At 65.8% G+C, this 12,565-nt stretch carries 10 protein-coding genes; 2 read left to right on the top strand and 8 right to left on the bottom strand.

The genetic code is table 11. From position 1 onward, the window contains the following. Nucleotides 1–9: 9 nt before the first annotated feature. The 7 genes from HWE17_RS00225 to HWE17_RS00195 form a co-directional block, all read right to left on the bottom strand. The gene (locus HWE17_RS00225) at nucleotides 10–1,134 is read right to left on the bottom strand and encodes an ABC transporter permease (protein WP_176387354.1); all 1,125 of its coding nucleotides are present in this window, start codon (nucleotides 1,132–1,134) and stop codon (nucleotides 10–12) included. Nucleotide 1,135: 1 nt separating this feature from the next. Then, nucleotides 1,136–3,883, bottom strand: coding sequence for a ribosome-associated ATPase/putative transporter RbbA (rbbA, locus tag HWE17_RS00220; RefSeq protein ID WP_369681696.1), 2,748 nt, complete (start codon nucleotides 3,881–3,883; stop codon nucleotides 1,136–1,138). Nucleotides 3,884–3,885: 2 nt separating this feature from the next. Beyond that, entirely contained in the window at nucleotides 3,886–4,959 is a 1,074-nt protein-coding gene (locus HWE17_RS00215; protein WP_176387352.1) for an HlyD family secretion protein, read from the bottom strand. Between the two features lie 18 nt (nucleotides 4,960–4,977). Beyond that, complete coding sequence (locus HWE17_RS00210) at nucleotides 4,978–6,426, bottom strand: efflux transporter outer membrane subunit (protein WP_176387612.1); 1,449 nt, start codon at nucleotides 6,424–6,426, stop codon at nucleotides 4,978–4,980. Nucleotides 6,427–6,436: 10 nt separating this feature from the next. Then, the gene (gene fabI / locus HWE17_RS00205) at nucleotides 6,437–7,219 is read right to left on the bottom strand and encodes an enoyl-ACP reductase FabI (protein ID WP_176387351.1); all 783 of its coding nucleotides are present in this window, start codon (nucleotides 7,217–7,219) and stop codon (nucleotides 6,437–6,439) included. Beyond that, on the bottom strand, nucleotides 7,216–7,401 hold the full coding sequence (locus tag HWE17_RS00200) for a hypothetical protein (RefSeq protein ID WP_176387350.1): 186 nt from the start codon (nucleotides 7,399–7,401) through the stop codon (nucleotides 7,216–7,218). The genes fabI and HWE17_RS00200 overlap by 4 nt, the downstream gene beginning before the upstream one ends. Before the next feature lie 437 nt (nucleotides 7,402–7,838). Further along, complete coding sequence (locus HWE17_RS00195) at nucleotides 7,839–9,281, bottom strand: IgA Peptidase M64 (protein ID WP_176387349.1); 1,443 nt, start codon at nucleotides 9,279–9,281, stop codon at nucleotides 7,839–7,841. Nucleotides 9,282–9,489: 208 nt separating this feature from the next. Between HWE17_RS00195 and HWE17_RS00190 the strand changes: the two genes are divergently transcribed. Together HWE17_RS00190 and HWE17_RS00185 are read left to right on the top strand one after the other, a co-directional pair. Then, nucleotides 9,490–10,092 carry a TetR/AcrR family transcriptional regulator gene (locus HWE17_RS00190; protein ID WP_176387348.1) on the top strand — a complete coding sequence of 201 codons (603 nt, stop codon included), beginning with the start codon at nucleotides 9,490–9,492 and terminating at the stop codon, nucleotides 10,090–10,092. 8 nt (nucleotides 10,093–10,100) lie between these two features. Next, nucleotides 10,101–11,303 (top strand): DUF418 domain-containing protein, encoded by a 1,203-nt coding sequence (locus HWE17_RS00185; protein WP_217916665.1) that lies wholly within the window; start codon nucleotides 10,101–10,103, stop codon nucleotides 11,301–11,303. Here HWE17_RS00185 and HWE17_RS00180 read toward each other — a convergent pair. Further along, entirely contained in the window at nucleotides 11,294–12,547 is a 1,254-nt protein-coding gene (locus HWE17_RS00180; RefSeq protein WP_099401650.1) for a cyanophycinase, read from the bottom strand. The two genes, HWE17_RS00185 and HWE17_RS00180, sit on opposite strands and share 10 nt — an antisense overlap. Between the last annotated feature and the right edge of the window lie 18 nt (nucleotides 12,548–12,565).

Genomic DNA, 12,565 nt, shown 5'->3' with positions numbered 1-12,565 from the left:
GCGCGGGAGCTATGCCATCTGGCTGATGGTCTTGCGAAAACGGGCAAGGGCAAACGTGAACAGGGCCGTGCCGATGGCCAGCAGGGCCAGGAACGGCTTCCACACCACATCGATGCCGGCGCCCCGGTACAGAATCGCCTGGCTCAATTCGACGAAATGCGTGGTCGGCGCGATCAGCATGATGTTCTGCACCAGCTCGGGCATGCTTTCGCGCGGCGTGCTGCCGCCGGACAGCATCTGCAGCGGCAGCAGCACGAGGATCAGGAGCATGCCGAACTGCGGCATGCTGCGCGCCACGGTGGCGAGGAAAATGCCCATCGACGTGGTGGCAAACAAGTGCAGTGCCGCGCCGCACAGGAACAGCGCGATCGAGCCTTCGATGGGCACGTGCAGCATGCCGCGCACCACAAGGTTCAGCGACAGGGCGGCGGCCAGCAGCACCACGAGGCCCATCGACCAGACCTTGCCCAGCATGATCTCCGCCGGCGTCACGGGCATCACCAGCAAGTGCTCGATGGTGCCGTGTTCGCGCTCGCGTATCAGCGCCGCCCCCGTCAAAATGATCGACAGCATCGTCACCTGGTTGATGAGCTCCATCAGCGAGCCAAACCACGCCTGGCTCAGCGACGGGTTGAAGCGCGCACGCATCACCAGTTCCACGGGCGAGACGGTCGCACCGCGATAACGTTTGGCGAATTCGGAGATTTCACCGGCGACGATCTGCTGGATGTAGCCGCTGCCGCTGAAGGCCTGGCTCATGCGCGTGGCGTCCACGTTCAGCTGCAGCTCCGCCTGGCGTCCGCCCAGCACGTCCGCCTGCAGCTTGGGCGGTATCGTCAGCACGAAGGTGTACTGGCCCGCGTCCAGGCCCGCATCGACCTGGCTCTGGTTGATCATGGCCGGCGGCGTGAACTGCGGCGGGAAGAAGGCCAAGGCGATGCGCCCGGACAGCGGCGAGCCATCCTCGTCGACGATGGCGATCGACGCCATGTGCAGAGTTTCCGGCTTGGCCGTGGCGGCCACGTAGATGGCCAAAGTAAACGTGTAGAGAATCAGGATCAGCATCATCGGATCGCGGATCAGGCTCCAGATTTCCTTCACGCCCAGGCGGTAGATATTTTCAAGGTGGCGCATATCAGCTCTCCTGTTTCTTCAGCAGCGCCACGGTCACGCCGAGGATCACGGGGATGGCGATGATCAATGGCCAGAACGAGGCGTGCAGGTCGCCAAAGCCCAGCGCCTTGTTGAACACGCCCCGGCTGATATTGAGCATGTGCGTGGCCGGGTACATCAGGCCGATGGCCTTGCCCACGCCTTCCATCGACGAGACGGGATTGAGCAGGCCGGAAAACTGGATGGCCGGGATCATGGTGCCGATCATCGTCACGAACAGGGCCGCGATCTGGCTGCGCGTAAAGGTCGAGGCGAACAGGCCAATGCCGGTGGCGCAGATATTGAAGATGAAAGTGGCGCCGATCAAGGTCAGCAAGCTGCCCTTGATCGGCACGCCGAAGGCGGTGACCGCCAGCAGCGCCATGAGGAGGAAGTTGAACATGGCCAGCGCCACATATGGCACCTGCTTGCCAAGCAAGAATTCCAGGCGCGTGACGGGCGTCACGTACAGGTTGATGATGGAACCGAGTTCCTTTTCGCGCACCACGGACAGCGCCGCCAGCATGGCCGGCAGCATCAGCAGCAGCAAGGGAATCACGGCCGGCACCATGGCCGGCAGGCTTTTCACGTCGGGGTTGTAGCGGTAGCGGGTCTGGATGGCGACGGGGTTGTTCATCTTGATGCCGTAACGGTGCAAGGCCTGGTCGGCCAGCCACAGCTGGTGCATGCCCTGCACGTAGCCTTGCACGGTTTCCGCGCGCATCGGCATGGCGCCATCGATCCACGCGCCCACCTGCGCCGGCGCGCCGCGCTGCACGTCGCGCGCAAAGCCGGGCGGAATCTCGATGGCCAGCGACAGTTCGCCGCTGCGCATGCGCTTGTCGATATCGGCATAGTCGCGCAGGGGCGGGCGCTCGACGAAGTAGCGCGAGCCGGCCAGGTTATTCGTGTAATTCTGGCTCAACGTCGTCTGGTCGTGGTCGAGCACCGCGTAGCTCAAGTCCTCGACGTCGAGGCTGATGCCGAAGCCGATGACGAACAGCAGCAGCACGGAGCCGCCCAGCGCCAGGGTCAGGCGCACGGGATCGCGCCGCAGCTCCAGCGTCTCTCGCCACATGTAGCTGAGCATGCGGCCCAGGCTGAAGCGGCTGCGCCGGTGCTTCTGCTGTGGTGCGGCCGCTTCAGCCTTCTGCACGGGCGCCTCGCTTTCCTGCGCTTCGGCGGCTGCCGTACCGCCGCCCGCCTCTTCCAGGTAGGCGATGAAGGCCGCTTCCAGCGACGGCGCGCCCTTCTTGCGCACCAGTTCGGCCGGCGCATCGCTGACCAGCACTTTACCCGCGTGCATCAGCGAGATGCGGTCGCAGCGCTCGGCCTCGTTCATGAAGTGGGTGGAAATGAAAATGGTGACGTGGTCGCGCCGCGCCAGCTCGATCATCAGGCGCCAGAAATTGTCGCGCGCGATCGGGTCGACGCCGGACGTCGGCTCATCGAGGATCAGCATTTCCGGCTTGTGCACCATGGCCACGGCCAAGGACAGCCGCTGGCGTATGCCCAGCGGCAGGCTGTCAGGCAAGTCGTCCATCACCGCGCGCAAATCGAAGCGCTGCGCCATCTCGGCGATGCGCGCCCCTATTTCGCCCTCTGGCACGTGGAACAGGCGCGCGTGCAGCACCAGGTTCTGGCGCACCGTCAGCTCGCTGTACAGCGAGAAGGCCTGCGACATGTAGCCGACCCGGCGGCGCGTGTCGATATCGCTGGAGTCGACCTCCTTGCCGAACAGCCAGGCCTTGCCTTCCGTGGCCGGCAGCAGGCCCGTGAGCATTTTCATGGTGGTCGACTTGCCGCAGCCGTTCGAACCGAGAAAGCCGAAGATCTCGCCGCGGCCGATGCGGAAATTCACATGGTCGACGGCCGTGAAATCGCCGAAGCGCATGGTCAGATCCTGCGCCTCGATGGCGACGTCCTGCGCGCTGGCCGCGTCCAGCGGCGTGATCACCACAGGCTGGTGGCCAGCGCGCTTGGCTTCCGGCAGCAGCTTGATGAAGGCCGCTTCCAGGGTATCGCTTTGCGTGCGCGCCAGCAGTTCGGCCGGCGTGCCCGTATCGAGCACCTTGCCGTCATCCATGGCCACGAGCCAATCGAAGCGCTGCGCCTCGTCCATGTAGGCCGTGGCCACCATCACGCTCATTTGCGGGCGCTGCACGCGGATGCCGGCTATCAGGTCCCAGAACTGCGCGCGCGCCAGCGGATCGACGCCGGTGGTCGGTTCATCGAGAATCAGCAGGTCCGGATCGTGGATCAGCGCGCAGCACAGGCCCAGCTTCTGCTTCATGCCGCCTGACAGCTTGCCGGCCGGACGCGCAAGGAAGGACTGCAAGCCCGTGCTGCGGGTCAGCTGGTCGATGCGGCGGCGGCGTTCGGCCGCGTCGTGGCCGAACAGGCGCGCGAAAAACTGCAGGTTTTCCTCGACCGACAGGGTCGGATACAGATTCTTGCCCAGGCCCTGCGGCATGTAGGCGATGCGGGGGCAAACGTCGTCGCGGTGGCGCGCGTCGCGCATGTCGCCGCCGAGCGCCATCACTGTGCCCTGCTGCACGGCGCGCGCGCCGGCCACCAGCGACAGCAGACTCGATTTGCCCACGCCATCGGGCCCGATCAGGCCCACCATACGGCCGGCCGGCACGTCGAGGTCGATGCCGTCCAGCGCCACCGTCTTGCCGTAATGCTGGCTGACGCCCTTGATGCTGACGACTGGTGAAATGGAAGCCACGGTCACTGCGGGACCTTGGCCGTCAGTTCAGCGGGCCATGGCTGCTTGGCATCGAGACGCACCCAGGCCACGCCGGGCAAGCCCACTTTGACGAGGGCCAGATGCTTTTGCAGCAGCTCGCGGCTGATCTGCGCTTTCACGCGGAACATCAGTTTCTGGCGTTCGCTGGCCGTTTCCACGGTTTTTGGCGTGAACTGCGCGCTGGCGGCGACAAACGAGATCGTCGCGGGAATCACATAGTTCGGCGCCGCATCGAGGATGATGCGCACTTCGCCGCCCAGCGCCACCTTGCCGGCCGCCGTCTCGGGCAGGAAGAAGGTCATGTAGACGTCCGACAGGTCGACCAGGTTGAGCACCTTGCCACCGCCCGCCAGCACTTCGCCCTGCTGCGCCACCAGATATTGCACGCGGCCGTCGCGCGGCGCCGCCAACTGGCCGTCGGCCAGGTCGGCATCGATGCGCGCCGTGGTCGCCTCGGCTGCGACGACGGCGGAGCGCGAGCCGACCACCTGCGCTTTTGCCGCGTCGATGGCCGCTTGCGCCGCCGTCACTTGCGCCTTGGCCGCATTCAGGGCGGCGGCCACGCTGCGCACGCGGGCGCGGTCGTCGTCGAGTTCCTGCACCGAGGAAGCGCCCTCTTTCGACAAGGTTTCGGAGCGGGCCAGGCGGCGTTTGGCCGCATCGAGTTCGCTTTCGCGCTGCGCCACCATGGCCAGCGCGGCCGCCTTGTCGCTTTCGCGCACGGCCACCTGCGCCTGCACGCCGACCACGGCGTCCAGCGCCTGCTGCTGGCGCGCGCGCGCCTCGTCGCGCTGGGCCGTCAGCGAATCGACCTGCATGCTGGCCAGCGGCTGGCCCGCCTTGACGAAGTCGCCCTCGCGCACGAGGATCTCCTTGACCCGGCCCGCCAGCTTGGTGGCGACGTCGACTTCCGTCGCTTCGATACGGCCATTGCCGCTGACAAAACCTTCGCCAGGGCCCGTGGGACGCATTTTTTGCCAGGCCACATAGCCCAGCACGAGAACGGCCACGACCAGCGCCGCGGGGATGAGTTTTTTCTTCAATTGAGCATTCATGGTATCGGGGCGATCAAATTAGTGGGTGGAAGCGGCGGCGGAGGCGACGGGTGTGCCGCCGCCCAGGGCGGCATACAGGCTGACCTGGCTCGACAGCAACGCGCGGCGCGTCTGCACCAGCTGCTGCTCCACCGTCAGCAAGTCGCGCTGCGCATCGAGCACTTCCAGGTAGGGCGCGGCGCCATTGTCGTAGCGCAGCTTGGCCAGGCGCGCCCGTTCGCTCTGCGCGGCCAGGGTCGTCTTGCCGATGTCGACCTGCAGCGCCAGCCAGCGCCGGTTCGACAGCGCATCGGCCACTTCGCGGAAGGCGCCCTGCACGCTCTTTTCATAATTGGCCACGGCCACGTCGCGGCGCACTTCGGCCAGGTCCATATTCGCGCGCAGGCGGCCCGCGTCAAAGATCGGCAGCACCAGGCGCGGCGCGAGATTCCAGGCGCCGCTGCCCGAATCGAACAGGCCGTTCAATTCCGCGCTGGCCGTGCCGTAGGCAGCCGTCAGCGAAATCGTCGGGAAGAAGGCGGCGCGCGCGGCGCCGATATTGGCTTGCGCGGCGCGCAACTGGTGTTCGGCCGCGATCAGGTCGGGGCGCTGCGTGAGCAAAGCCGAGGGCAGGCCCGCATGCAGCGGCTGCAGCACGCTGGCGTCGTCGAAGCGACTCACCTCACCAGCCACCGGCGTCAGGTCGACGGGGCCGCCCACCAACTGCGCCAGCGCATGCGCCTGCACGGCGCGCGCCTGCTCCAGCTGGGCCGACAGCGAGAGGGCCTGGCTGAGCAGGGTTTCCACCTGCGTCAAGTCCAGCTTGGAAATCGACCCGACTTCAAAACGGCGCGTGAAGATGCGCAGCGATTCGGCGCGGCTGTCGACCGTGGCGCGCGCCAGTTCCACCCGTTCATCGAGTTCGCGCAAGCCCAGGTAGCCATTGGCCACCTGCGCCACCAGGGCCACGCCGACGGCGCGGCGCGCCTCGTCGCTGGCCAGCAGGGTTTGCAGCGCGCTGTCCTTCAGGCTGCGCACCCTGCCCCAGAAATCGAGTTCCCAGGCGCTCACGTTCAAGCCCGTTTGGTACTGCGCGCTCGTCATGGCGCGGCCCGTCGGACTCAGGTCGGCCGGCACGCGCGCGCGGCTGCCGGAGGCGCCCAGCGCGATGGTGGGAAACTGTTCCGCGCGCACGATGCCATACGCGGCGCGCGCCTCTTCCACGCGCAGGGCGGCGATGCGGATGTCGCGGTTGCTGGCCAGCGCCTGCGCAATCATCGCCTGCAGGCGCGGGTCGGCAAAGTAGGCTTGCCAGGCGACGTCGGGCGCGCTTGCGCCGGCCGTATCGGTTTCCGGGTACTGCGCCGCCACGGGTGGCGGCGGTGGCGCATACGGCGGCGCCATCGAGGCGCAGCCGGCCAGGGCCAGCGTGGTGGCCAGCGCGGCCATCCTGGCGCGGTGTGGCAAAGTAAAAACAGCCTTGGTCATCATCTTCCAGTCAATTCAGAATGTTGTAGCCGCCATCGACATACAGGGTGCCGCCCGTGATGGCGCGCGCGCCGTCACCGGCGAGGAAGGCGCACAGCGCGCCCACGTCCTCGATGGTGGCCAGGCGCCGCATGGGCGAGCGTTCGATGGCGTCAGCCATCAGGCGGTCGAAATGGGCGATGCCGGAAGCGGCCCGCGTCTCCAGGGGACCGGGCGAAATGGCGTTCACGCGGATGCCTTGCGGGCCCAGTTCCGCAGCGAGGTAGCGCACCGACGCTTCCAGCGCCGCTTTTACGGGACCCATCACGCCATAGTCGGCGATGACTTCCTCGGCGCCCAGGTAACTCATGGTGGTCAAGCTGCCGCCGTCCGGCATCAGCGGTTCGGCCAGTTTCGCCATGCGCATGAAGGAGTGGCAGGAGACATCCATCGCCTGCGCAAAGCCGTCGGCGGAACTGTCCGTCACGCGACCATGCAGGTCCTGCTTCGGCGCATAGGCGATGGAGTGGACAACGAAATCGAGCCGTCCCCACTGCCGTTCGATCTGCGCGAACAGCGCTTCCAATTGGCCCGGCACAGCCACGTCGAGCGGCGCCATGATGGCCGCCTGCACTTGCTGCGCCAGCGGCTCCACGTGCGGCCTGGCCTTGTCATTGAGCCAGGTCACGGCCAGTTCGGCGCCGGCCGCGCGCAGAGCGCTGGCGCAGCCCCAGGCGATGCTTTGCGTGTTGGCAATGCCCACCACCAGACCCCGCTTGCCCTGCAAAGGCAGGTGCCGCAAGGGGGCCGTCATGCCTGAAGTGGACGCAGGGCGGGCCACGGCGTGGCCGCCTGCACGCAGCGCACGGCGCCGGCATGCATGGCGGCGGCGCACATGGCCAGGGTCACGCCGCCGGCGCGCGCATACGGCAAGGCAATCGGAGAGTGGGGGTGTAAGGTACTGCACGCGTCAGGCGCGGGGGTCTGCATCTTCATGAATCGGCTTCCGTCACTGAAATTCGAGGCACGCACCAGTGCATTTTCGGGGAACTGGTGCGGGGCGAAAATTACTCTACAGCATTTAGATACGTGATTCGCGATGAGGCCGGTCCGCATGCATAACGCTTTTGAGCTAGGTCAACTATAAGTGCGATTGCGGCAATGCAACATTGATATACATCAAATTCTACATCAATATTATTTAAATGAACTAATTGACAAGCAAGCGAATCGCGGTGCTCATTTGATAGCAACATGGGGCTGGCGTGCGTAAAAGCGGCCGCGCAAAGGAAGGGGAGATTGCCTGGAAAACAAGCTGTGCTGCGCCATGGCGCGAGGCGCCAGGCGGAAAATGGTAAAAAATGGGGGCCATGCTATTGCGTTGCAACATGGCCCGCCTTGCCTCACTGCTTATGGGAATGACAGAAGCGGTCTTATTTGCCCGATGCCGGGGCGGGACGCGAATACAGGTCGATGATGGTGCTGATGCCATCCTGGCACACGGAGCAGAACGTCTCGCTGCGGTCGAACATGATGCACTGCATCTCGGGACGGTAGTAGCCGGACGACTCGTAGTTCGCGCCTTCGAAGGCGCCCACCGCATGGCGCTGCGGCGCCTTCGAGAACAGCTGCTGCGTGTACGCCAGGTCGGCCTTGAACAAATCGCTCATCTCGCTTTCGGGACGGTTGGCCGCGCGCAGGGCGGCGCGCTGCTGCTGATATTCGCGCGCATGGCTGTCGTACGCTTCCTTCGGCCACGGCGTGGGCAGCGGCGTGCCCGCCTTCACATGGTTCTTCCATTTCAGCCTGGCCGGATCGCGCAGGGCGGTGGCGTTCGGCTCCCACGGTTCCTGGCGCTCGCCATTCGACTGATAGGCCACGGGCGAAGTGTAGTACTCGTCGGCCAGGCCGGCGAAATGGTGGCCGAATTCATGCACGAACAGGTAGTTGGCCCAGTCATTGTTCGCCGCCGCCGTGCTGAACTGCCCGAAGATGCCGCCGCCGCCATAGGTATCGTTATTGACGAGGATTTCAATGAACTCATACGGCGCGTACTGCGCCAGGTCGCGCAGTGCGCGGTTGTCCGTCGTCAGCACATAACGCTCGCTGCCGAAGATGTCGTAGCGCGTGCCCAAGGGTGACGCGTGATGCACGCCCGTCGAAGGGCGCGACACGCCCGATTCCTGCGTCGGCAAGGCCATGGCCCACACATTAAAATCATTGGCCCGCTCGCGGAATGGCGAGACGGTGAAAAGATGGTCGGCCAGCTTGCGCGCCGTCGCTTCGAACTTGCCCATTTCGGCCGCCGTGTAGCCATCGCCCATGATCAGCAGGTCGACCTTGTCGCTGGATGGACCACTGATGCGGATCGGGATCGGCTTGACGGGCGCCGGCGGCTGCTTGCGGATCACGTCCTGCGCGGCAGGATCGACATCGGTGCTCCACACCACGGAAAACAGGCCGCGCTCGTCGCGTTTCAGGATGCGCACGCGCACGGGGTGCTCGGGCTGCGGGAAGCGCACGGATTCCTGGAAGGCGCGCGTCGTGGTTTTCGCTTCATCGGTGCTGGCCCATTCGCCGAAGATGGTGGAAAAACCGCGCGAGTACAGCACTTTGCCCGACTTGATGTCGACCACTTCCAGCAGGTTGTTGCCGCGGTTGCTGTCGTCGATGGGACGCGCCAGGTTGCCCGGCCATGGCAGGGGCTCGACCAGCACGCGCTCGACCGCATAATGCTCGCCCAGCGCATTGCCGCTGTGCTGGTAATCGAGGCGCATGGTGGCCGGCTGGGCGACACTGGCAGCGTGCGCGGCAGGGACGATGCCGAAGGCCAGCGCCAGCGCGCAGAGGAAGGATCGAATCGGAGTCTGCTGCATGTCATTCCTAAAACGGTAGAAAAACAGGTGAAGGGAACGGTTTTCCAAACAATCGGCGGGCCTGCCGGCAGGCGCGGGAAAAACCGCTGCGGCACATTGTAGCGACAGGAAGCGAGCGTGCAAAGCGCCCTTTTCAGCCGGTTCGCTTGACCACGCGAGCCAATCGGCCTATATTAGACTGACCAGTCGATTAATTAAAGGCAAATCCATGCGCACCATCGATCCCGATAAACACGCGGCCCGCCGCGACGCCATTCTCGCCGCCGCGCGCCACTGCTTTGCGCGCAAGGGCTTTCACCAGACCAGCACCGCCGCCATCTGCGCGCAAGCGGGCATGAGTCCCGGCAATCTGTTTCATTACTTCCCCAGCAAACAAGCCATCATCGCCGCCATCGTCGACCAGGAAGGCAGCGAGACGGCCGCCTACTTCGCCGGCGTGCAAGGCAGCGCCGATGCCTACGGCGCACTGCTCGACTTCATGGATTTGGTGCTGGCGCTGGCGGCCGACGCGGATTTTGCGGGACTGGCGCTGGACATTGCCGCCGAAGCGATGCGCGACACGGATATCGCGGCCAGGGTGGCGCGCAACGACGCCAGCCTGCGCGGCGGCCTGCAAGCCTTGCTGGAAGAGGCGGCCGCAGGAGGCCAGGTCGACGCCGCGCTGGACGCGGCGCAAACGGCCAGCTGGATCGCCGCGCTGATCGACGGCATCTTCAACCGGGTCGCCGTCGATCCCCGTTATGCACCGCTGGCGCAACGCGCCAGCCTGCACCTGCTGTTGGCGCGCTTCCTGCGCCCTGCCCTGGCATGAGCGCCGTCATGCAAACGCAGCCCGCGCGCATCGCCGACGTCGACGCCCTGCGCGGCTGCGCCCTGTTCGGTATTTTGGTCGTCAATATCGGCGCCTTCGCCACGCCCTGGTTCGGCCTGGGCTTGACCGATCCCGCCTTTCCCGGCGGCGTGGACCGCGCCACCCACTTCCTCGTCGCGCTGCTGTTCGAGACCAAGTTCTACCTGCTGTTTTCCTTCCTGTTCGGCTACAGCTTCACCTTGCAGATGCAGGCGGCCGCGCGCGCCGAGGCGCCGTTCGTGCCACGCATGCTGCGTCGCCAGGCGGGCCTGTGGCTGATCGGCGCCCTGCATGCCGTGCTCCTGTTCCACGGCGACATACTCACGACCTACGCATTGCTGGGCATCGTGCTGCTGGCGCTGCACCGCTGCGGCGAACGCCAGGCATTGTCCCTGGCGTTGACGCTCGTCGCCGTCTGCGTGGCATTCTGGGCGGGCATGGCCTGGCTGCAAAGCCTGCAGCCGGCGGGCGACACCGCCGACAACGCCGTGGCGATGGCGCAAAAGGCGGCAAGCGCGCTGGCCGCCTATCGCGCCACGCCGGCCGCCGTCATCCATCAGCACCTGCGCGAACTGAATGACATCTGGCTCGTCCTGCTGCTGGTGCAGGCGCCGTGTGCGCTGGCCATGTTCCTGTGCGGCCTGGCCGCCGGCAAGCGCGAGATGCTGCTGCACGCCAGCGATTATCTGCCGCTGCGCCGCCGCCTGCTGTGGGCCGGCGCGCTGGCGGGGCTGCCCGGCGCCGCCTTCTATGCGTGGACGTCCGTGTATGGTGACAGCCAGACATGGCAGGTGGCGGGACTGGCCGTGGGCCTGGCCACCGCTCCGTTGCTGGCGGGCGCCTACCTGGCATTGGCGCTATCGCTGTTCGAGCGCCTGCGCGACGGCACGCTGTTTGCGCTGCTGGCCGACACGGGCCGCATGGCCCTGTCGAACTACCTGCTGCAGTCGGCCATCTGCGCCGTGCTGTTCCTCGCGTATGGCGCGCGGCTGATGGGCAGCGTGTCGCCGCTCGGTGCGCTGACGCTGGCCGCCATCATCTTTTGCGCGCAGCTGCCACTGAGCCGCTGGTGGCTGCGCGGCCATGCGTATGGCCCCGTCGAGTGGCTGCTGCGGGCCCTGACGATCGCCGCGTGGCCGCGCTGGCGGCGCCAGCACGCCACTTACTTGTAGCGGTACAGCGGCTGGCGCAGCTGGATGGGGCGGATGTCGAGGCGCAGCTTCAGCACCGAATACGCTTCCGCCTCGGTCGAGCTGTAGCCGACGCTGTTGACCGTTTTACTGAAGCGGAACTCGAAGCCCAGGTCCGGGTACGGGTCGCGCGGGTTACCGAAGGCGATGCCGATGGCTTCCTGCTGCGCGTTGTCGATCAAATTGCCCATCAGGTCGAGCACGGCGTTGTTGCCGAGGATATCGTTGGTAAACACGGGCTCGCGCATGTCTGGCTGGTTCGGATCGAGCTTGTTGTCGGCCTTGTCCGGCGACGGCGTAAACACGCGCGTGACGAGGTTGAATTTATCGCCCCGGTCCAGGTAGCTGATGGCGGCATTGCTGATATTGAAATTTTTCACGCCACGGTCGCTGATGGCGCCCGACAGGTCGATCAGCAAGGCGCCGCTGTAGCCGATGACTTCCACGTCGCGCATGGCGTCGACCACCATGGCGCTGTTTTCATCGATGCCCAGTCCCAGGTGATAGCCTTTTTTCAGCATCACGGGGATCATGCGCGCAAAGCGCCCGCGCACCAGCAAATGCTGGTCTACGAAGACATCGCTGCCGATGAAGCCGAGGCCAGGCGCGATCTCGCGGCCGTCCGTCACGCCCATCTTGAGCATGTCGAGCACGGGCTTGGCGTCGTAAAACATGGTGGTGCTCATGATGGCGGCGCCGGCGCTGGAACCGGCGATCACGCCGCCGTTGCGGTAGACCGACCAGATGGCTTCCAGCGCGGCCGTGCGGCTGCCGTCCGGACGCAGCAAGGCTTGCGTGATGCGTCCCTGGTCGCCGCCGGCAAAATAAATGCCGCTGGCCGACTTGATCTGCGTGACGATGGCCGGGTCTTCGGCCGCCTTGCGGTAATCCCTGTTCGCCAGCTTGACGGCCAGCGGCACGAAAAAGGCGTCGGCGCCGTACTGGTTCAGCTTTTTGATGATGCTTTCGCCCGATTTTTCAGGGTTCATCGCGGCCGAGGCCAGCACGGCGATGCGCGCGCCTGGCCCGCCCGACAACTTGACGATGCGCTGCCAGACTTCGGCATTGTCGGCGCGCAGGCCGCCACCGATGATGACGAGCGTGCCCTGCGGCGCACTGCCGATGGCGCTGCCGCCCGGCGCCGCCACGGCATGGATGCTGCACAATGCCAGCGCGAACAGCAGCGCGGCGCGGAAGGTGTGATACAGGCTTGCGGATGATTTCATGGTGCCTTTCGAATACAA

It is taken from the genome of Janthinobacterium sp. BJB401 (assembly GCF_013372745.1).
GTDB lineage: Bacteria > Pseudomonadota > Gammaproteobacteria > Burkholderiales > Burkholderiaceae_D > Janthinobacterium > Janthinobacterium rivuli.
This window is presented reverse-complemented; position numbering and strand designations above follow the sequence as displayed.